The organism is Vibrio sp. Vb2131 (genome assembly GCF_033338535.1).
In the GTDB taxonomy this organism is placed as follows: Bacteria; Pseudomonadota; Gammaproteobacteria; order Enterobacterales; family Vibrionaceae; genus Vibrio; species Vibrio alginolyticus.
The window spans coordinates 1-18,814 of sequence record NZ_JAWOSW010000026.1 but is presented as its reverse complement, the minus strand read 5'-3'; the positions used below and the strand labels follow the sequence as shown (position 1 = coordinate 18,814).

The window sequence follows — 18,814 nt, the reverse complement described above, 5'->3', positions numbered from 1 at the left end:
GATTTTTGTTTGGGAACAGTTAAAGCATTGGGTACAAAAAAGGAGGTCTAATTGACCTCCTTTTTTACGAGTTAGATGTTCGTAACATCGATGAACATTGATTCATCAATATTCGTCGAAGAAACGACAGCCTCATTAAATTCATACTCTTCGCGGTTACCTTCACGATCTAGCGGTAAGTTAACAAAGTCGAACAATTCGCGGTCTGCTAGTTGGCTTGGGCTTACGTTTTGAATTGATTTAAAAATTGCTTCCACACGCCCTGGCGTCTTCTTATCCCATTCAATCAACATTGCTTTTATAGATTGACGCTGAAGGTTCTCTTGAGAGCCACAAAGGTTACACGGAATTATTGGGAAATCCTTGTGCTCAGCGTATTTGATCAAATCTTTTTCACGACAGTAAGTCAATGGACGAATGACCACGTTACGACCATCATCAGAGCGTAGCTTTGGTGGCATCGCTTTAAGGCGAGAGCCGTGGAACATGTTCAAGAACATTGTTTCGACGATGTCATCCATGTGATGACCTAGCGCAAGCTTAGTTGCACCAATCTTCTCTGCAAATGAATACAGCGTACCACGTCGCAGGCGTGAACAAAGACCACAAGTGGTTTTGCCTTCTGGTACCTTCTCTTTTACGACGGAATACGTGTCCTTATCGACAATATAGTAAGGGATATTCAGTGTTTCGAAATACTCTGGCAGAATGTGCTCAGGGAAGCCCGGTTGTTTTTGGTCTAGGTTTACTGCAACCACTTCAAATTTGATTGGCGCAGCTTTTTGAAGATTCAACAGGATATCAAGCATCGCGAATGAATCTTTACCACCGCTAATACATGCCATTACAACATCGCCTTCTTCGATCATGTTGTAATCAGTAATGGCATTTCCAACATGTCTTCTTAGGCGTTTCTGAAGCTTGTTGAATTCTAGGGTTTCTTTTCTTGTATCTATTTGGTTCATTGCGGGCTCTCACATCGCCGATAAATCGACTAGGACTTCCTAACATGGGTTTCTTTGGGGCGTGGATTATACGAGCTTTTTACGCAGGATTAAATGCTTGTCTTATTGAGTCTTTAAGAAAAGAGTGTGAAAGATACTTTAGTTACGGTCAAAATTAAAAAAGAGCTGCGATTGCAGCCCTTTCTAAACGTTCAGTGTTCATTTCTTTGCGTTAGGTAGATAAGGTAACACTCGCATCGTCGGTTCTGGTAGTGTCATTGTGCCACCTTGCCCTATTTCACTTAGTGCGACTTGTATCTTGCCATTGACAATTGGCTTTTCGGTTCCGTTTGATAAAATCACTTTATCATTCAGTTGATTTGCAAACTCCATCGTCACACCTTGAACTTCCGGTGTAAACCAACCCGCAAACATACCGCCTAAATCTTCCAGCATCGTCTGCATTTGAGGTAGAAGAGGCTTAAGTTGCTCGTAAGAAACGTTACCCTGTAATGGTTCTTTGGTCATCACGACAAGTGAGTAATCGCAACGTGTATCTTTTGGGGTATCGATAAAAACCAACGGATTCGCTGACTTTAAGTTTTTATCAACAGGTAAAGGCAACTCTTGTGAAGCAGGGATAACAAACTCTTCATAGTGCTCTTCTTTTTCCATCCAAGCTTTTTCTATCGTACAAATTTGTTTAGTTTTTGCGTCCACAAAAAAGACACCAACTTTCACATCGTCATGCCCTTCTTTATTGTTGTTTTTTAGTTGAGTGTATAACTTTGAGTACGTGAACATGTACTCTTGAGCTTGGGTTATCGGCGATACAAGAATTAGCGCCGCACTTCCCAATAGACTTAGGCTTAACTTTTTCATTTTATCCGTTATTTTATTGCGTCCAGTAGGCGTTGTTATGACGAATCATAGCGCGAAGATCGTGTACATAGGCGATGCCACGTTCAGAATAGGCTAGCAACCCATGCGTTAACTCTGACGCGGTTGCAACCGTTAACAAGCCCTTGTTCTTTTCAGCCAGAGATGTTCTGATTTCACGCAGGTCTGCATACGCTGGGTTTCGATTAACATTCATAAAGTAGCCATGAACAGACTGTTGTACAGAATCGAATTTTTCAACTTCATGAACTTTGTTAGCGCCACGTTGCGCTGGAACAATTCCACAGCCCTTTTTATAACACCATTGGCCGAACAAGTTGTTTGCTTGAGTAGCAAAACGAGAAGTGCCCCACGCAGATTCATTTGCCGCTTGAGTTAGAACCAAGGCTTCAGGTAAGACGTTCACTCGCACAAGCATCTCGTCTAGCCATGCTTGATCAATCTTATCGTTACTCAAGGGCAACGAATACAGAGATGATAACCGCTGAGCATACTCTTGTTGTTCTTGCGTCACTTGTCCCACCTTTAAAGAGGTAAGAAAGGCCCGCTCATGACGAATTCGTTGATTCTCAAGAGCAATTTTAGGCCTTAAAAAATCAAAAAAAGCAGCTTTTTTCTCTTTCGTATCTTTTATTGAATTGAAGTCTGGGATATCACCGATGTATGGCAAGTGTGATAAATCGACATGCTTAATCTTGCCAGAGAGTACGTCAGGATTTTCCACATATTTAAACTGTTTCTCGTAGTGTAAATATGGGCCTATAGAAATAAAAGTGGCGGCTATACAGGTTGCCGCCACTCGTAAACTTATTGATTTCAAAGAATTAGGCATCAAACACCTGTGAGTTACCATCGTGATCATTATCGTTTTTCTGTGTTGTAACGATCTTAAGCTTAATTCCAAACATTTCGCGGTAGAGTATGCCTTTCAAATGGAAGAAGAATGGCAGCACAAAAATCAAGCCAATACCGTAGAACATTGCTGCAATAATAAACATTAACATCACGCCTAAGTAAAGCCCCGCGACCACAAAAATCTTCTTGTTGATTGCGCGAAGTGATAACAGCAACGCTTGCATTGGTGGCACCCTTTTCTCACAAATCAACAAAATAGAGTGACTAAATGCCAAGGAAAGATACAGCGACAGTAAAGGAAAAATCATACCAACCACACCTTGTAGCATTAAGCTCATGAGCGTTGCTAGAATAACAGGAATGGTGAACTGCAACCCCTTTCCAACATGGCGCAACTTAGTCTTCAGGCCAGCGACATGGCTCATAGCCATCAAGCTGATCCCCGCATAAATTGGTGCGCTAATCACCTCATAACTGAAATTCGCGACATAAATAGAAGACACAATATCGTTTGTGAACGACTCTGGGTTCTCAAATGCATCAAGAATAACGCTCAAATCGCCCAACTGCAGTTTTAATGCAATATAGAAAATACCTAACTGGACAAAAAGCAATACAATAATGGCAGGAGAAAATGATAAAAAGTGCTGGATGGTTGCTCGCCAAGCTTCGTTAAAAACCGCGCCAGCTTTAAGCTCGTAGTTGCCAGACAAAGCTCGCTCTACACTCCCCCCAAGATTGAAATCTTTCTCAAAATCGTCGTTCATAGTTTATCCAAGACTAACTTGTAAAATTTTGACTGGAATTCCAGTCAATTAATGTAATCGTCATTATAAAGAAATCTTTCCACATCTAACATCACAACTCACCTACAATCCTTGCAATCTCAACTGTATGGTTGATAATTAACCACTTTCAAGGTCATGAAATTGAAACAATTGTTGAACAAAGTTTAGTGCTATCAAACTGTGTCTAGATGCCAATTAATCTCATAAAAACAGTATGGTAAGGAATGATGGCTTTTTCCTGCAAAATTATTTCTGTTTCAAGATAAGAAAATGCTTTAATTTCACACTTTTGGTGATTATGATGCGCGCCTCAAAAGTGAATGGTTAGTGTCACATCAGCTGGGATAATCCCGGCTTGAACGTGGGGGAAATACAGACGTTGAACGCAAAACCGCAAGCAGGAAAGCCAGTTATTCGTTTATCTGGTATTAGTAAAAGTTTCGATGGTAAGGAAATCATCGGTAATTTAAATCTGGATGTTAATCATGGTGAATTTCTGACGATTCTCGGGCCTTCTGGTTGTGGTAAGACAACAGTTTTACGCATGATTGCAGGTTTTGAAACGGCAGATAACGGTCAAATTATTTTGGATGACCAGGATGTAACACAGGTTCCTGCAGAGCAAAGGCACGTCAACACGGTATTTCAAAGTTACGCATTGTTTCCACACATGACCGTATATGAGAATGTCGCTTTTGGTCTTCGTATGCAGAAAACGCCTACTGCGGACATTGAACCACGAGTAATGGAAGCGCTACGCATGGTGCGCCTAGAAAAAATGGCTCAGCGTAAGCCTCATCAGCTTTCTGGCGGTCAGCAACAACGTATCGCCATTGCGCGTGCGGTTGTTAACAAACCAAAAGTACTGCTGCTAGATGAATCTCTATCTGCACTTGATTACAAACTGCGTAAGCAAATGCAAATCGAGCTTAAACAGCTTCAGCGTCAACTTGGTATTACCTTTATCTTCGTTACGCACGATCAGGAAGAGGCCCTATCGATGTCTGACCGCATTATTGTTATGCGCGACGGTGTTATCGAGCAGGATGGTTCTCCACGTGAGATTTACGAAGAGCCGAAGAACCTATTTGTTGCTCGCTTTATCGGTGAGATCAACGTATTCAACGCAACCATGCTAGAGCGTATCGACGAGAAACGTATCCGTGCAGAAATCGAAGGTGTCGAGTCTGTTGTTTACTACGATCAGGAAGCGCAAGCAGATGAAAAACTGCAAGTACTACTTCGCCCAGAAGACTTACGTATCGAAGAGATCAAAGAGTCTGAAGAAAAAGGCATCGTAGGTCACGTAACAGAGCGTACCTATAAAGGTATGACGCTTGATTCCGTTATCCAATTGGATTCAGGCATGCGTGTAATGGTTAGCGAATTCTTTAACGAAGATGATCCTGATGTGGACCACTCACTTGGCCAGAAAGTCGCTATCACTTGGGTTGAGAGTTGGGAGGTAGTCCTCAATGATAAGCAAGAAGATTAATCTTCAAAACGCGATCATTACCTTAATCGTCGGTTGGTTAACACTTTTCGTGTTGGTACCAAATGTGATGATTATCGGTACGAGTTTCTTAACGCGTGATGAAGCAAACTTAATCGAAATGACATTTACTTTCGACAACTACTTACGTCTACTCGACCCCTTGTATGCGAAAGTGCTGATGCACTCGTTCTACATGGCGATTGTGGCGACGTTGTTGTGTTTAGTAATTGGTTACCCATTTGCTTACATCATAGCGAAAATGCCAGAGAAATGGCGCCCATTCATGTTGTTCTTAGTTATCGTACCTTTTTGGACAAACTCTCTTATCCGTACTTACGGCCTGAAGATTGTTCTGGGTACACAAGGTATTTTGAACAAATCATTAATGGCGATGGAAATCATCGATAAGCCATTACGTATTATGTACACCGAAACAGCAGTAATGATTGGTCTTGTGTACATCCTGCTTCCATTTATGATTCTGCCGCTTTACTCGGCAATCGAGAAGTTGGACAACACTTATATCGAGGCGGCGAAAGATCTTGGTGCGAACAAGTTCCAAACCATTACGAAAGTGATTCTACCTCTTACAATGCCTGGCATTATCGGTGGTTGTTTGTTGGTTCTGCTACCAGCACTAGGTATGTTCTACATCTCTGACCTTCTTGGTGGTGCGAAGAACCTACTGATTGGTAACGTTATTAAGAGCCAAGTATTGAACGCTCGTGACTGGCCATTTGGTGCTGCGACCAGTATCGCCCTCACCTTCGCAATGGCTGTGATGCTTTACGCTTACTACAGAGCAGGCAAACTATTGAATAAGAAAGTGGAGCTAGACTAATGGGACGCACAGTTAGATTTAGCTTTATGGCGCTGGTGTATGCATTTTTGTATCTGCCAATCATCGTCTTAATTGTTAACTCATTTAATGCCAACAAATTTGGTATGAAATGGGGTGGTTTCACCACGAAATGGTACGAAACCTTAGTAAATAACGACAGCCTAATGCAAGCTGCATGGCATTCATTGAACGTAGCGGTATTCTCAGCGACAGCAGCAACCATCATTGGTAGCTTAACGGCCGTTGCCCTATTCCGTTACTCGTTCAAAGGTAAAGGTGCGGTAAACGGCATGCTGTTTGTCGTGATGATGTCTCCAGATATTGTTATGGCGATTTCATTGCTTGCTCTGTTCCTAGTATTAGGCGCGCAGCTTGGCTTCTTTACTCTATTGATTGCTCACATCACCTTCTGTCTACCATTCGTTGTGGTAACAGTGTACAGCCGCTTAAATGGCTTTGATGTGAAAATGTTGGAAGCTGCAAAAGACCTTGGTGCAAGCGAATGGGTAATCTTGAAACAGATCATCCTTCCTCTTGCTAAACCAGCGGTTGCTGCAGGTTGGCTACTGAGCTTTACCCTGTCTTTGGACGATGTGATCATCAGCTCGTTTGTAACGGGTCCAACATACGAAATCTTACCATTGAAGATTTACTCCATGGTTAAGGTGGGCATTTCACCGGAAGTGAACGCCCTAGCAACGGTGATGTTGATTGTTTCTTTGGTCTTGGTAGTAATTTCTCAGTTGCTAGCAAGAGAAAAAGTGAAGTAGAATCCGCACCTGTTAACATCACGAAACAGAATGGTTACATGCCATTCTGTTTTTCTATCTATCGTCCAAAATTGGACAACGTTTGGTTTGGAGCTAACGTCAATGAAAAAATGGGCTACTCTATTAGCTGGTAGTGCATGTGCGCTTTCTCTGTTCTCTGGTACAGCGACAGCGGATGATAAAGAACTAGTATTTATGAACTGGGGTCCTTACATCAACAGTAATATCCTAGAGCAATTTACTAAAGAAACTGGCATCAAAGTGATCTACTCGACTTACGAGTCGAACGAAACTTTGTATGCAAAGCTAAAAACCCATAACCAAGGTTATGACCTAGTAGTACCTTCAACGTACTTCGTGGCGAAGATGCGTGACGAAGGCATGCTACAAAAGATCGATAAGACTAAGCTGAAAAACTTCGGCAACCTAGATAAAAACTACCTAGACAAGCCTTACGATCCAAGTAACGACTACTCTATCCCACACGTTGTTGCGATTACAGGCCTAGCGGTTAACGCAGATATGTACGATCCAAACGACTTCCAAAGCTGGGCTGACCTATGGAAGCCTGAGCTTGAAGGTCAAGTAATGTTGATGGACGACACTCGTGAAGTGTTCCATATCGCTCTGCGTAAACTTGGCTACTCAGGTAACTCAAAAGACCCTAAGCAAATCGATGAAGCGTACGCTGAGCTACAAAAGTTGATGCCTAACGTTTTAGTTTTCAACTCTGACAACCCTGGCGCACCTTACATGTCTGGTGAAGTGGGCGTTGGTATGCTTTGGAACGGTAGCGCCGCAGCGGCACAAAGTGAAGGCCTGAACCTTAAACTCGTTTTTCCTAAAGAAGGCGGTATCGGCTGGGTTGATAACTTCGCTATCTCTTCCGGTGCGAAGAACGTAGAAGCCGCTCACAAGATGATTGACTTCCTACTGCGCCCAGAAATCGCAGAGCAAATCTCTCGTGATACTGGCTACCTAACGGCGGTGGAAGAATCGAATGCTAAGTTTAAAGACGTTGCCCCACTGTTCCCTTCTCAAGAAGACCTTGACCGCGTTGAATGGCAAGATGCGGTTGGTGATCTAACCGTTAAGTACGAAGATTATTTCCTCAAGCTGAAAGCGGGACAATAATCTAGCTTGTGTAACAAGTCATCAACCATAGGAAAATAGGCAGCAATACGCTGCCTATTTTTGTCTTAGGCTGATATAATCGCGCGTTGCTAGGTTTATTTGTCTTGGTATCATAGATTTATCGTCTCATAACAAGGAGACAACGATATTCAAGCTAAATGAACATATTTGTGCTTACTGCGATTTGGCTCAAATTGATAACTCCAACTAGTATTGACTTGTCCAATCGCGAAACAAAACGGAAAACAAATGAAAAGTAAATTCTACGCAAGCGCTCTATGTGCAGCGACGCTCATCGCTACCCCTGCAATGGCTGCTGATCAAGAACTGTATTTCTACAACTGGTCGGAATACATTCCAAACGAAGTTCTTGAAGACTTTACAAAAGAAACTGGAATCAAAGTTATTTACTCTACATACGAATCTAACGAGAGTATGTATGCAAAACTAAAAACTCAAGGTTCTGGTTACGACTTGGTAGTACCGTCTACCTATTTCGTCTCTAAAATGCGTAAAGAAGGCATGCTACAACAGATCGACAAAGAGAAATTATCTCATTTTGCCGATCTTGATACTAACTTCCTAAACAAACCGTTCGATCCGAACAACAACTACTCTATCCCATACATTTGGGGTGCGACCGGTATTGGTATCAATGCTGACATGCTAGACAAGTCATCGGTTTCTAAATGGGATGATTTCTGGGATAGCAAGTGGGAAGGTCAACTAATGCTGATGGATGATTCTCGCGAAGTATTCCACATTGCATTGACTAAGCTTGGTTACTCACCAAACACGACTAACCCAGAAGAAATCAAAGCCGCTTACGAAGAACTGAAAAAGCTAATGCCAAACGTATTAGTATTTAACTCAGATTTTCCTGCAAACCCTTACCTTGCGGGTGAAGTTTCACTAGGCATGCTTTGGAACGGTTCTGCATACATGGCTCGTCAAGAAGGTGCGAACATCGACATCATCTGGCCAGAAAAAGGCACTATCTTCTGGATGGACAGCCTAGCAATTCCAGCTGGTGCGAAGAACGTTGACGCAGCTCATAAGATGATCGATTTCCTACTACGTCCTGAGAACGCAGCTAAGATTGCACTAGAGATTGGTTATCCTACGCCAGTTAAAACGGCACACGATCTGCTACCGAAAGAATTTGCTAATGATCCAAGCATCTTCCCACCACAAGAAGTGATGGACAGCGGTACTTGGCAAGATGAAGTTGGCGAAGCGAGCGTAATGTACGATGAGTACTTCCAAAAGCTAAAAGTGAACAACTAATTCGTTAGTTTTAAAGATATGAAAAAGCGGCTCATGAGCCGCTTTTTTGTTCTTAATGACAAGACAAAAACTCTTCCTGTTGAAGTTATTACGCTCTTTCTTTTCCTTCTAGAGCCAGTATCTCGTCAACTAATTTTGGAACCTCAACGCTTGCTTTTCCGTAGCGTTTTTCCTCAAATTCACTTTCTACCGCACTAGGTTCTAGGTTAATTTCAATGGTATGTGCGCCGTGCATTTTTGCATCATGAACAAAACCTGCTGCGGGATACACAACGCCAGAAGTCCCAATAGAAATAAACAAATCTGCTTCTTCTAATGACGCGTAGATATCACCCATTCGCAGTGGCATTTCACCAAACCAAACAATATGTGGTCGCATTTGTGAAGGGATCTGACAACAGTGACAAAGTTCGCCTGTCTTAATGTCCTCATTGTGCTCTACTACTTGGTTAGATTCACTACAGCGCGCCTTGAGCAACTCACCATGCATGTGAATCACATTCTGACTGCCACCTCTTTCGTGAAGGTTGTCTATATTTTGAGTGATGACCGTCACTTTACCTTCTAACTCAGCCTCTAGCCGACCTAATGCTTCATGCGCTGCATTAGGCTTTATCGCATTATCTTGAAGTTTCTTGCGGCGTTGGTTGTAAAAATCTTGAACAAGGTCCGGATCGCGAGCAAACCCTTCAGGTGTTGCTACATCTTCAATACGGTGATTCTCCCAAAGGCCATCTTGCGCACGAAATGTTTGAATACCAGATTCGGCCGAGATACCTGCACCAGTAAGTACTACAATATTTCTATAAGGGAAATTCATAACTCATCCTTGCTGTTTTTTCATTAGCTTAACACTGAAAGAATAGCAACAGTAGTAATATGGATTAGACCATAGTCGTAATGGTCACTATTAGAATTACAATTTAAGAGGAACAGCAATGAGACAAGTATCTCTAGCGTTTATATTGCTTATGACTTTGGCAGGCTGTCAACTTACCAATGTTGAAGGCGAAGTCGATGATGTAAAGGTAAGAGTCAGCTCCAATGATGATGACCATCGAGGTAATGGTAATTTCTGTCCTCCAGGCCAAGCCAAGAAAGGCAATTGCTAAAAGAGCGGCTTTATGCCGCTCCCATATTGGCCTCAATCCTCGTTGGTCGAAGATATTTTATGAATGGCTAGGTCAGCGCCATTGAATTCGTCTTCTTCTGAAAGCCTTAGTCCCATACTGGTATTAATCGCGCCGTAGACTGCAAGTGCCCCAAGCACAGCGATGGAAATGCCCAAAAGCGTTCCTAGAAACTGAACGATAATGCTCACGCCCCCTAGCCCACCCAACGAGCTTTGGCCAAAGATCCCCGCAGCAATACCACCCCAAGCGCCACATACACCGTGTAAAGGCCAGACACCCAGCACATCATCAATCTTGGTTTTGTTTTGTAGGTGGGTAAAAAGATAAACAAATAGCACGCCAGCAATCGCACCTGTCACTAAAGCACCGATAGGATGCATTAAGTCTGAGCCCGCACATACAGCAACTAAGCCAGCCAGTGGGCCGTTATGAATAAAGCCAGGGTCATTCTTACTAGCCAACAATGACGCGACAATGCCTCCGACCATTGCCATCAATGAGTTCATAGCCACCAAGCCACTTATGCCTGACACAGTTTGAGCTGACATGACGTTGAAGCCAAACCACCCCACTCATAAGATCCAAGCTCCCAAGGCCAAAAAAGGAATATTCGAAGGTGCAAAGTTGGTGTGCTTTCCTGCTCGAACTCTGCCTTTTCTCATGCCCAAAAACACGACGGCAACAAGCGCTATCCAGCCGCCAACACCATGTACAACGACTGAACCTGCAAAATCGTGGAAGCCATAACCAAAGGTATTTTCAAACCAAGCTTGAACACCAAAGTTTCCGTTCCAGATCATTCCCTCAAATAACGGGTATACGATGCCGACAGTGAAAAATGTTGCGATTAGAATCGGATAAAAACGAGCTCGTTCTGCGATACCACCTGAAACAATAGCGGGAATCGCTGCAGCTAAGGTCAGCAAGAAAAAGAACTTCACTAACTCGTAACCATTGCCTTGAGATAATGTCTCAGCATCAGCAAAGAAGGTGCCGCCATAAGCGACCCAGTATCCAATAAAAAAATACGCGATGGCGGATATACCGAAATCAACCAATATCTTAACTAAAGCATTAACTTGGTTCTTTTGGCGCACGGTTCCTACTTCAAGAAAAGCGAAACCAGCATGCATCAAAAAAACCATGATTGCGCCAAGTAGTAAGAAAAGTGTGTCGGAACTTTGCGTGAGAGTTTGTACAGCGCCGTGTACCTGATTGGCAGTTACACTCATTATAATTGTCTCCATTGATCTGTAGCGCACTTATCCTGTGCATCAAAGTTAGGCTCATCACCAATTTGGTGAACTTGATTTATAGAGCGTCTAACAGAGCAATTCTCATTCCATAATTTATATTTCTAACACTTACGCTTTAATTTATTGTTTTGTATGAACTTTAATAAAATTAGGTATTCTTGAAATGGTGTTTAACATGCTAATAAATGCACCAATGTGGTTTTAGTGCACCAACATAATGCGCACCATATAGCTCAACAAAACGTAAAAGCCACCTCATGAGAGGTGGCTTATATACTGAATTGCTAACTAAAGGAGTTTATCGAGTGATCTTCCCTGCTTTTACATCTTCTAGCCAACGCCCTTCAACAAGATAAGGTGGAAGCCAACCGGTTTCAACAGATAGACGGTTGCCTTTGTCGTACCATATTAACTTCTACTAAGCGTGCCTATTGTGCTCTTTAATCATTTCTGCGATTTCCTTGCGTCCCCACTCATAAGTAAACGCTATAGCGTCCATGTCTTTCATAGAGTTACCAGTATATTTTACCTTTGTATCTATACCAGCTTTTAGTAATAGCTCCACAATATTTTTATGACCTGCATGGATCGCAGCAAACAATGGGTTGCGGTCTGGTTCAGATATATCCATCACTGCATTTCTTTCTAGAAAATAGGTAAGTAAGTCTAAATGACCTTCATATGCAGCTGTATTTAAAGGAGTTACACCTGAAGGCCCCCCCTTAACATTTACATCAATACCTAGATTCACCAGAAGCTCTACAATTTTATCTTGCCCTTGCTCCGTTGCGATATGCAACCAAGAACCCAGAGGCGTAATTAGATGAAGTAATTTGTCATCTCCTGAGAGAATTTTTTCAACCTCACTCACGTCACCGGATCTAATCGCGGCCATTACATCTTTTGCGCTATGCTCACCTGCCATATTTATCTCCTCAGCTGCGGTTTTAACCAGTAATTTTAAAGCATTAACTATATCACCGCGTTTACCCAACATTTATCTGTCACTTTAAGAGTATCAACAACCTGCCGCAACGCATAAATATCATACTGACCTTGAATCCGATTTGGAGCCCACACTAAGTTCTCCCTGCGGATTGCTATTAGCTCTTTGCGCTCATCTAAATCTTCATTGATATACATTTGGTAGTCAGCGAGATCATTTGGTGTCAATTGAGGTTCCGCCTTTCTCCTCATGCTAACTTTCTTTTTATTATCAGACATTTAATCCAGTCCTAATTCTGCGTTAAATTCTTTTACATTAACTGAAGAAACCTCTCCAGCATCAGAAATAGCCGCTGCGGTGTGAATATATCTAACAGGAGTTTTTTTTCTCAATGCTTTTTATACTTCTGGCCGCTTTCCTTCGGTTGTATCTTTGTCCTTTTGAGCCATTAGAACAGTAATTGCAGTTGCATATTCAGTTGTCCCTTGCTGATATGCCATGTTACCTATCTTACGGCTGCGCAGCGGGCTGCTCCCTCCTTTGGCCTCAACAATTATAATTTCACCTAGTGGCGGCTCTGCCACCTAGTAAACCATATCAAAATCGCCCGGCTTCTAAATTTACCTTAGGGATGAAGCAGCTTAGCATTAGGACGTTTACTCCGGACAAAGTCATCCGCGGCTAACTCACCAATTTTTGCAGATTTCTGATTAATCTTGGCGATTTGAGCGTTATATCCATCTTCGCCAGTTCGAGCCTTCCTAGCCTCTTAACGTTCTTTCAAACACTCTTCAATTTTTGCTTTGTTTCGTTTTATTAGCTCATAATCACTCATATAGATTTCTGAGTTTTTTTATACTCTGCTTTATTCAGCACAAGATCTTCAGTGAAGATCGTGCAACCTTCTTCCCCGCCAACTTTCTCAGAGTCAAAAACATGCGCATTGACAAATTCCTCAATCCCAACAACATACTGCACTTCGTGTCTGCTGCCATCTTCTCCGACGGATGACTCTTTTGCAGCGTTTAAAATCTGATCGCAAACCTCTTGGGGGACATCGCTTTGGGCCTGATACTCTGCCTACATTTGACCCAAGCGTTTTAGCCCTTCTTCACACAAGAAGCCTGTTGGGTCAATCCACTGGATAGGATTGACTGCATATTGGTAATGCCACTATTGACAGTTCAACTAACAAGCTCCCAATCATAAATATAAAAGCCACCTCGTAAGAGATGGCTAAAAAAATACCCGAGGAGCTCTAAAAAGGACGCCATTCACTTTCTGACTTAAATACCACTCCTGAAAAATCTTTGTTCTCGATTAATTCAGCCAGTTTTTCATCGACACATAATAACCACTCGATAGCATCCAGTTGAAATATAGTTTTCTGCATTTCAATATCTTTCTTAAGGACAACTCGATCAATTGAATCAACCTCTCCATCAAACTCACTAAATATTGAATGATTTCTATCCAGTAAATCGCAAATCGCAAGAACATTTAAAAAATAGTATTCACCAAAACTTTTACCTTGGTAATTAACCTCAATCGGTAGGAATTCAACTTCACTCGTTTGTGTGTGCTTAGAAATTAAATCAGATAACCGTCGACTCACGATTAATAAAGGACCACTAAGAAAACTATCCGCAGGCTTGTCATCTGATATGACATCAATAGTAACTTTTGGCCATTTGTCTCCTAGGGCAACGCCTCCCGTCAGATTCAATCCTATTAATACACTAGACTGCGTTACTTTGCCTTGAGTAAAATCGGAGTCTCTATCTACCTTGTTGGTCCAAATTTTAAGTGTCATTACTACTTCCTACTTTTCCATTGCGGATCATCCAATTGCGATCGAGCTTCATTCTTTTCCAGAGCATTCCTAATGTTACTTTCTGTTTTCCAATTTCATCTACAAAAATCATATCATCGATCAAACCACGACCATACTTAGTTTACAACGCTCTCATTTCTCGTCGAACTAAAGCACCTGAGAACCTTGGTGCCTTGCACTTAGATGTCTACCCACGTGTCAGGGAAGGCCTATTTCGACAGATGTTTTAATATTAGTTGGAAGTGCAATCCCATTTGCACCTCTGTTAATGTTGTAATCAAGTTCGGTAGCTCTATGCATGACCGGATATTCCTGAGCAATATTGATACTAATTTGGTGATTTCCAGCATGGTTTTCAGGTAACCCGCCAACTATTTCGTTATTTAACTTGAGCCCACAACCTCTTCTTAAAGAACCGCCATAATAATTCGCAACACTCCCCTCCTTTGAGTTTTATTTAAGGGGATGATTTGGACAATTTCCTCTATACCTACAACATATTGAACTTTGCGTTTACTACCATCTGAATGATTGATATAACGATGAAAAGTAACTTCGTTCTTCTCGCAATCAATATGGTCTAAATCGTATTCATATCGAATATGATTTTTAACTTTGGGTTTTCTGATAATGCCACGAATGATTGGTCGTTCGGCAAACAACAAACTCCCCACCATAAATATAAAGCCATTTCAAGAGAAAGATGGCTTATAGACTGAATTGCTAACTAAAGGGTGTTATTGAGTGATCTTCCCTGCTTTTACATCTTCTAGCCAACGTCCTTCAACAAGATAGGGTGGAAGCCAACCGGTTTCAACAGATAGACGGTTGCCTCTGTCGTACCACATGCAAGCCATGCCAAGCAGAGGGAAATTAATGAACGTGCGGAGCCCTATTCTATCTGGCCCTAATTCTCTAAGATGATATTTCTCTTGGAACTGTAGGTTTTTAACGAGCACTTCCTCAAAATCATAACCAATATTAGTAGTGAGCGCTGCGAAGGTTTCTAGGATCCCCATCGCAATTTCCAACGCCCAATTATCCCCTTGAGCTACCGCTGCGTCCATTGCTGCAACCAGCTTATTAGGATAATCCGATGTGCGGTTGTGGAACGACTGAATGACGTCTACTAGCATATAAGACAGCTCACCCGCTTTGGTAGAGCTCTGTCTCATCAAAGAAATCGAAAAGTTCGCTAACACATCCATGCTAGCTTTGTCACGAACGATGACAGAGGTAAAATACGCATCTAGCCACATTGAGGGGCAAATGAAGCCTGTTTTTAAAATACCTTCGCCTTTCCATGTTACTTCTGGATAATCAGGTAATTTAATGCTTTGAGGCTCGCTTGGCTTGATGGCAAGTTGATGGTAAAAAGCACGCATCAATGATGATTCATATAGACATAGCGTGCCGATTCTCTCATCATCGTCTAATGGAGGTAACCATGTATACAGACGGAGCTGATAAGAAATACCATCGCTCAAGTAAACCAAGTTTTCTCTTTTTATAGATATGCGCCTTTTCCTTTTGTCTAAACTCTCTTTTATTTCTTCTCGATAAGCTTCTCTTTCAAAATCACTTAGTTCAACATGAGCTACTCGTTCAACCTTTTTTACCTCTGAGCTATCAACCACTTCTGAACTCTCCTATATCTATATCAAACTCTTTTGCTTTGAACTTGGAAACCTTACCGCTAGAGGGTATTTCTGCTTGTGTATGTAATTTCAGTTGGTGCCTCGTAAATCATATCAAAGTCGCCTGGCTTCGAAATTGAGGCTCTATGTAACAACAGTTCAAAGGCTGAGCATATATTCCAAAAATGCCTCAAATGTTGTCCATGATTGGGCTTCTTTACCAAACAATTCATCTATGAAAAGGGCTACTTGCCCCGATCTTTCTGATTCATTTGAAAATAAAAAGTAGTAGCCACCTCCGGCATAGCGCTCTAATACGCAACCGTTTTGTGGTATTTTCTCAAAATCACTCGGTATCTCATCCTCGCGAAGTTCAAGAGTGCGCTCAACTGTAAGATAGTCCTCATCTTCAGAGTATCCATAAATCGTATGACCAAACCACTCAACGTAACCATATTTTCTTAGAAAAACTTTATATGGCTCCGGAAAGGATAATCCTAGCTGATTTTCCATTTCATGAATTGATACGTCATTCAACTCTCCAAAGCACTCAAACCCTTCTTTTTCGGTGAATTGATCGAGCATTACGTCTAAGCTTCTCATATTTAAAACTCTATTTTTGATATATATTTTGCCTTCATCGTACCAGTGCAATCGCTTATTGTACTTCTGATGAGGCTTGGAATTCATTACCCTGAAGTTATTGAACGAGTTATCCCCTTTCCGAAATAAAAGAGGTCTTATGGTGAATGATTAAATCCGTCGAGAAGTCTTCCTGATTTAATCATTTTGAACAACTGCTTTGAAGTAAAACGCTTCGCTGCCTCTTTTGTAATCGCGTAACAACGAACCCCTCACCATAAACTTATAAGCCACCTCGTAAAAGATGGCTTATAAGTAAAGAGAATTTATCTAGTGATCTTCCCTGCTTTTACATCTTCTAGCCAACGTCCTTCAACAAGATAGGGTGGAAGCCAACCGGTTTCAATAGATAGACGGTTGCCTTTGTCGTACCACATACATGCCATGCCAAGCAGAGGGAAGTTGATAAAAGTTCTGATGCCTATCCTATCTGGTCCCAATTCTCGAAGATGATATTTCTCTTGGAACTGTAGGTTTTTAACGAGCACTTCCTCAAAATCATAACCAATATTAGTAGTGAGCGCTGCGAAGGTTTCTAGGATCCCCATCGCAATTTCCAACGCCCAGTTATCCCCTTGAGCTACCGCCGCGTCCATTGCTGCAACCAGCTTATCTGGGTAGTCCGATGTGCGGTTGTGGAACGACTGAATGACGTCTACTAGCATATAAGATAACTCGCCCGCTTTGGTAGAACTCTGTCTCATCAAAGAAATAGGAAAGTTTGCCAATACGTCCATGCTAGCTTTGTCACGCACAATCACCGAAGTAAAATAAGCATCTAACCATCGATTAGGGTGTAAACATCCAGTTTTCAAAATACCTTCGCCTTTCCATGTCACTTCTGGATAATCAGGTAATTTAACGCTTTGAGGTTCATTTGGTTTAATGGCAAGTTGATGGTAAAAAGCACGCATCAATGATGCCTCATAAAGGCAAAGTGTTCCGATTTGTTCAGTTTCTATTGAAGATGGAAAGCAACTATACCACCTCACTTGTTCTGAAACGTCGTCGCTAAGAGCGACTAAGTTCTCCCTGCGGATTGCTATTAGCTCTTTGCGCTCATCTAAATCTTCATTGATATACATTTGGTAGTCAGCGAGATCATTTGGTGTCAATTGAGGTTCCGCCTTTCTCCTCATGCTAACTTTCTTTTTATTATCAGACATTTAATCCAGTCCTAATTCTGCGTTAAATTCTTTTACATTAACTGAAGAAACCTCTCCAGCATCAGAAATAGCCGCTGCGGTGTGAATATATCTAACAGGAGTTTTTTTTCTCAATACTTTTTATACTTCTGGCCGCTTTCTATTCGGTTGTATCTTTGTCCTTTTGAGCCATTAGATCAGTAATTGCAGTTGCATATTCAGTTGTCCCTTGCTGATATGCCATATTTCCAACCTTACGGCTGTCTAGTGGGCTAATACCTCTTAACGTCTACGAGAATAATTTCCCTGGGTTTTGGGTTCTTCTACAAGGTAGGCCATACCGTAGTCTCCTGGTTGTAAGAAAACACGCCATTATTTTTTAGGGGACAACTCCTAGTTAAGTGACATACCGTTGAGTCTTAGCCATAAAATGCCATGTGTCACGAAACATGAACGCCAAAAATAGAGATCTAACCTATTTTTTCCAGTACCCTCTAGATGCTCGCTCTGGGATTACCAGATTCCAAACAGATTTACTGCCTATAGATTCGTAAAACTCGGCGGCCCCGATCTCTTTAGTGGACGGCTGAAACCAATGAGGTTGAGGCACTTTTTTAGAATTCCATTAGAAACTGCCATAGCAATTGCTGTTTCACAGCACTCAACGTCGGTCAAGCCTTTGAAGGGGCCCTCCTTATATAAAATAAGTTTTTTCCGAGCCACTATATTGAGCAATTACAGACGTAACTGCCTTTCTATCACCATTATTTATTTTCAAAGTAAGCCCGACTTTCCTAGCAAGGCTTTTAAATCGCACTCATTATTAGTAACCCACTTTTTAAGAGCCATATCATTAATAATGTTATCTCTGAAATTTATGAGTATAGTCACAAGATCATCTTCAAAATTCATTTTATCCTCAACTTTGTAATGGGATAACCTAGCTATCGTCCCAACTTTTAGTTTCTCCTAGAAATTGATTAACTCCACCTTCACCGACTGCTGGGTAAAAATCGCTCGTAGGCTCCCATCCAACGCTTAATGCCCCCAAAAAGGGCGAGATACCGTTAGTTTTATTAATTCATTGACTGGAATTTTGACTAGAGCTTCTGATATGTTTTTTACCTTTTGGTTTTCGGATTTTGACTTGCGAACGAACGCCATCTTCTCCGACAGATGACTCTTTTGCTGCTTCTAAAATCTGATC

Annotated in this window: 18 protein-coding genes and 2 pseudogenes; 6 read left to right on the top strand and 14 right to left on the bottom strand. The window is 41.8% G+C overall.

All coding sequences use genetic code 11. The annotated features are described in order from the left end of the window. Window positions 1-71: 71 nt before the first annotated feature. The 4 genes from ttcA to R7E38_RS20845 all read right to left on the bottom strand — a co-directional run bounded on the left by ttcA (window position 72) and on the right by R7E38_RS20845 (window position 3,466). Window positions 72-965 (bottom strand): tRNA 2-thiocytidine(32) synthetase TtcA, encoded by an 894-nt coding sequence (gene ttcA, locus R7E38_RS20860; RefSeq protein ID WP_005377502.1) that lies wholly within the window; start codon window positions 963-965, stop codon window positions 72-74. Between the two features lie 198 nt (window positions 966-1,163). Further along, window positions 1,164-1,826 carry a DUF2987 domain-containing protein gene (locus tag R7E38_RS20855; RefSeq protein ID WP_226084296.1) on the bottom strand — a complete coding sequence of 221 codons (663 nt, stop codon included), beginning with the start codon at window positions 1,824-1,826 and terminating at the stop codon, window positions 1,164-1,166. Window positions 1,827-1,839: 13 nt separating this feature from the next. Beyond that, a complete protein-coding gene (locus R7E38_RS20850; protein WP_017634900.1) occupies window positions 1,840-2,676 on the bottom strand; it encodes a glucosaminidase domain-containing protein in 837 nt (278 codons plus the stop codon). Beyond that, on the bottom strand, window positions 2,669-3,466 hold the full coding sequence (locus tag R7E38_RS20845) for a hypothetical protein (RefSeq protein ID WP_005389175.1): 798 nt from the start codon (window positions 3,464-3,466) through the stop codon (window positions 2,669-2,671). Before R7E38_RS20845 ends, R7E38_RS20850 begins: the two co-directional genes overlap by 8 nt. Before the next feature lie 400 nt (window positions 3,467-3,866). Here R7E38_RS20845 and potA point away from each other — a divergent pair, with 400 nt between their 5' ends. The 5 genes from potA (at window position 3,867) to R7E38_RS20820 (ending at window position 9,014) form a co-directional block, all read left to right on the top strand. After that, window positions 3,867-4,982, top strand: a complete 1,116-nt coding sequence (gene potA / locus R7E38_RS20840) for a spermidine/putrescine ABC transporter ATP-binding protein PotA (protein ID WP_238852822.1) — start codon at window positions 3,867-3,869, stop codon at window positions 4,980-4,982. Then, window positions 4,963-5,823, top strand: coding sequence for a spermidine/putrescine ABC transporter permease PotB (potB, locus tag R7E38_RS20835; protein ID WP_005377512.1), 861 nt, complete (start codon window positions 4,963-4,965; stop codon window positions 5,821-5,823). The genes potA and potB overlap by 20 nt, the downstream gene beginning before the upstream one ends. Next, window positions 5,823-6,593: a spermidine/putrescine ABC transporter permease PotC gene (gene potC, locus R7E38_RS20830; protein WP_005389180.1), complete on the top strand. Its 771-nt coding sequence runs from the start codon at window positions 5,823-5,825 to the stop codon at window positions 6,591-6,593. Before potB ends, potC begins: the two co-directional genes overlap by 1 nt. Before the next feature lie 102 nt (window positions 6,594-6,695). Beyond that, window positions 6,696-7,727: an extracellular solute-binding protein gene (locus tag R7E38_RS20825; RefSeq protein WP_017634902.1), complete on the top strand. Its 1,032-nt coding sequence runs from the start codon at window positions 6,696-6,698 to the stop codon at window positions 7,725-7,727. 249 nt (window positions 7,728-7,976) lie between these two features. After that, window positions 7,977-9,014 carry an extracellular solute-binding protein gene (locus tag R7E38_RS20820; RefSeq protein WP_005377521.1) on the top strand — a complete coding sequence of 346 codons (1,038 nt, stop codon included), beginning with the start codon at window positions 7,977-7,979 and terminating at the stop codon, window positions 9,012-9,014. An 88-nt stretch (window positions 9,015-9,102) separates the two neighbouring features. Here R7E38_RS20820 and cobB read toward each other — a convergent pair whose 3' ends face one another. Continuing rightward, the gene (cobB, locus tag R7E38_RS20815) at window positions 9,103-9,834 is read right to left on the bottom strand and encodes a Sir2 family NAD+-dependent deacetylase (RefSeq protein WP_005377522.1); all 732 of its coding nucleotides are present in this window, start codon (window positions 9,832-9,834) and stop codon (window positions 9,103-9,105) included. Between the two features lie 118 nt (window positions 9,835-9,952). On the opposite strand from cobB, the gene R7E38_RS20810 reads away from it, so the two are divergent. Continuing rightward, the gene (locus R7E38_RS20810) at window positions 9,953-10,126 is read left to right on the top strand and encodes a hypothetical protein (RefSeq protein WP_169628679.1); all 174 of its coding nucleotides are present in this window, start codon (window positions 9,953-9,955) and stop codon (window positions 10,124-10,126) included. A 32-nt stretch (window positions 10,127-10,158) separates the two neighbouring features. Here the strand turns inward: R7E38_RS20810 and R7E38_RS20805 are convergent. The 9 genes and pseudogenes from R7E38_RS20805 to R7E38_RS20765 all read right to left on the bottom strand — a co-directional run bounded on the left by R7E38_RS20805 (window position 10,159) and on the right by R7E38_RS20765 (window position 17,628). Continuing rightward, window positions 10,159-11,379: pseudogene (locus R7E38_RS20805) on the bottom strand (ammonium transporter). Window positions 11,380-11,821: 442 nt separating this feature from the next. Next, complete coding sequence (locus R7E38_RS20800) at window positions 11,822-12,400, bottom strand: ankyrin repeat domain-containing protein (protein WP_225452442.1); 579 nt, start codon at window positions 12,398-12,400, stop codon at window positions 11,822-11,824. Next, window positions 12,376-12,627: a hypothetical protein gene (locus R7E38_RS20795; protein WP_226084297.1), complete on the bottom strand. Its 252-nt coding sequence runs from the start codon at window positions 12,625-12,627 to the stop codon at window positions 12,376-12,378. Before R7E38_RS20795 ends, R7E38_RS20800 begins: the two co-directional genes overlap by 25 nt. Next, window positions 12,628-13,519: pseudogene (locus R7E38_RS20790) on the bottom strand (type IV secretion protein Rhs); the annotation flags it as partial. An 88-nt stretch (window positions 13,520-13,607) separates the two neighbouring features. Next, a complete protein-coding gene (locus tag R7E38_RS20785; RefSeq protein ID WP_033905294.1) occupies window positions 13,608-14,162 on the bottom strand; it encodes an imm11 family protein in 555 nt (184 codons plus the stop codon). Window positions 14,163-14,590: 428 nt separating this feature from the next. Further along, window positions 14,591-14,848, bottom strand: a complete 258-nt coding sequence (locus R7E38_RS20780) for a hypothetical protein (RefSeq protein ID WP_128740512.1) — start codon at window positions 14,846-14,848, stop codon at window positions 14,591-14,593. 72 nt (window positions 14,849-14,920) lie between these two features. After that, on the bottom strand, window positions 14,921-15,820 hold the full coding sequence (locus R7E38_RS20775) for an immunity 49 family protein (protein ID WP_064353925.1): 900 nt from the start codon (window positions 15,818-15,820) through the stop codon (window positions 14,921-14,923). A 159-nt stretch (window positions 15,821-15,979) separates the two neighbouring features. Continuing rightward, window positions 15,980-16,423, bottom strand: a complete 444-nt coding sequence (locus R7E38_RS20770; RefSeq protein ID WP_169644514.1) for an SMI1/KNR4 family protein — start codon at window positions 16,421-16,423, stop codon at window positions 15,980-15,982. 305 nt (window positions 16,424-16,728) lie between these two features. Beyond that, window positions 16,729-17,628: an immunity 49 family protein gene (locus tag R7E38_RS20765; protein ID WP_226084322.1), complete on the bottom strand. Its 900-nt coding sequence runs from the start codon at window positions 17,626-17,628 to the stop codon at window positions 16,729-16,731. Between the last annotated feature and the right edge of the window lie 1,186 nt (window positions 17,629-18,814).

Excerpts from the sequence above, each read along its gene's own strand:
- R7E38_RS20820 (WP_005377521.1), top strand. The coding sequence starts at position 7,977 with ATGAAAAGTAAATTCTACGCAAGCGCTCTATGTGCAGCGACGCTCATC.
- R7E38_RS20855 (WP_226084296.1), bottom strand. The coding sequence starts at position 1,826 with ATGAAAAAGTTAAGCCTAAGTCTATTGGGAAGTGCGGCGCTAATTCTT.
- R7E38_RS20845 (WP_005389175.1), bottom strand. The coding sequence starts at position 3,466 with ATGAACGACGATTTTGAGAAAGATTTCAATCTTGGGGGGAGTGTAGAG.
- R7E38_RS20825 (WP_017634902.1), top strand. The coding sequence starts at position 6,696 with ATGAAAAAATGGGCTACTCTATTAGCTGGTAGTGCATGTGCGCTTTCT.
- R7E38_RS20770 (WP_169644514.1), bottom strand. The coding sequence starts at position 16,423 with ATGAGAAGCTTAGACGTAATGCTCGATCAATTCACCGAAAAAGAAGGG.
- R7E38_RS20795 (WP_226084297.1), bottom strand. The coding sequence starts at position 12,627 with ATGTCTGATAATAAAAAGAAAGTTAGCATGAGGAGAAAGGCGGAACCT.
- cobB (WP_005377522.1), bottom strand. The coding sequence starts at position 9,834 with ATGAATTTCCCTTATAGAAATATTGTAGTACTTACTGGTGCAGGTATC.
- potB (WP_005377512.1), top strand. The coding sequence starts at position 4,963 with ATGATAAGCAAGAAGATTAATCTTCAAAACGCGATCATTACCTTAATC.
- R7E38_RS20785 (WP_033905294.1), bottom strand. The coding sequence starts at position 14,162 with ATGACACTTAAAATTTGGACCAACAAGGTAGATAGAGACTCCGATTTT.
- R7E38_RS20810 (WP_169628679.1), top strand. The coding sequence starts at position 9,953 with ATGAGACAAGTATCTCTAGCGTTTATATTGCTTATGACTTTGGCAGGC.
- R7E38_RS20800 (WP_225452442.1), bottom strand. The coding sequence starts at position 12,400 with ATGTTGGGTAAACGCGGTGATATAGTTAATGCTTTAAAATTACTGGTT.
- ttcA (WP_005377502.1), bottom strand. The coding sequence starts at position 965 with ATGAACCAAATAGATACAAGAAAAGAAACCCTAGAATTCAACAAGCTT.
- R7E38_RS20850 (WP_017634900.1), bottom strand. The coding sequence starts at position 2,676 with ATGCCTAATTCTTTGAAATCAATAAGTTTACGAGTGGCGGCAACCTGT.
- R7E38_RS20765 (WP_226084322.1), bottom strand. The coding sequence starts at position 17,628 with ATGTCTGATAATAAAAAGAAAGTTAGCATGAGGAGAAAGGCGGAACCT.
- potC (WP_005389180.1), top strand. The coding sequence starts at position 5,823 with ATGGGACGCACAGTTAGATTTAGCTTTATGGCGCTGGTGTATGCATTT.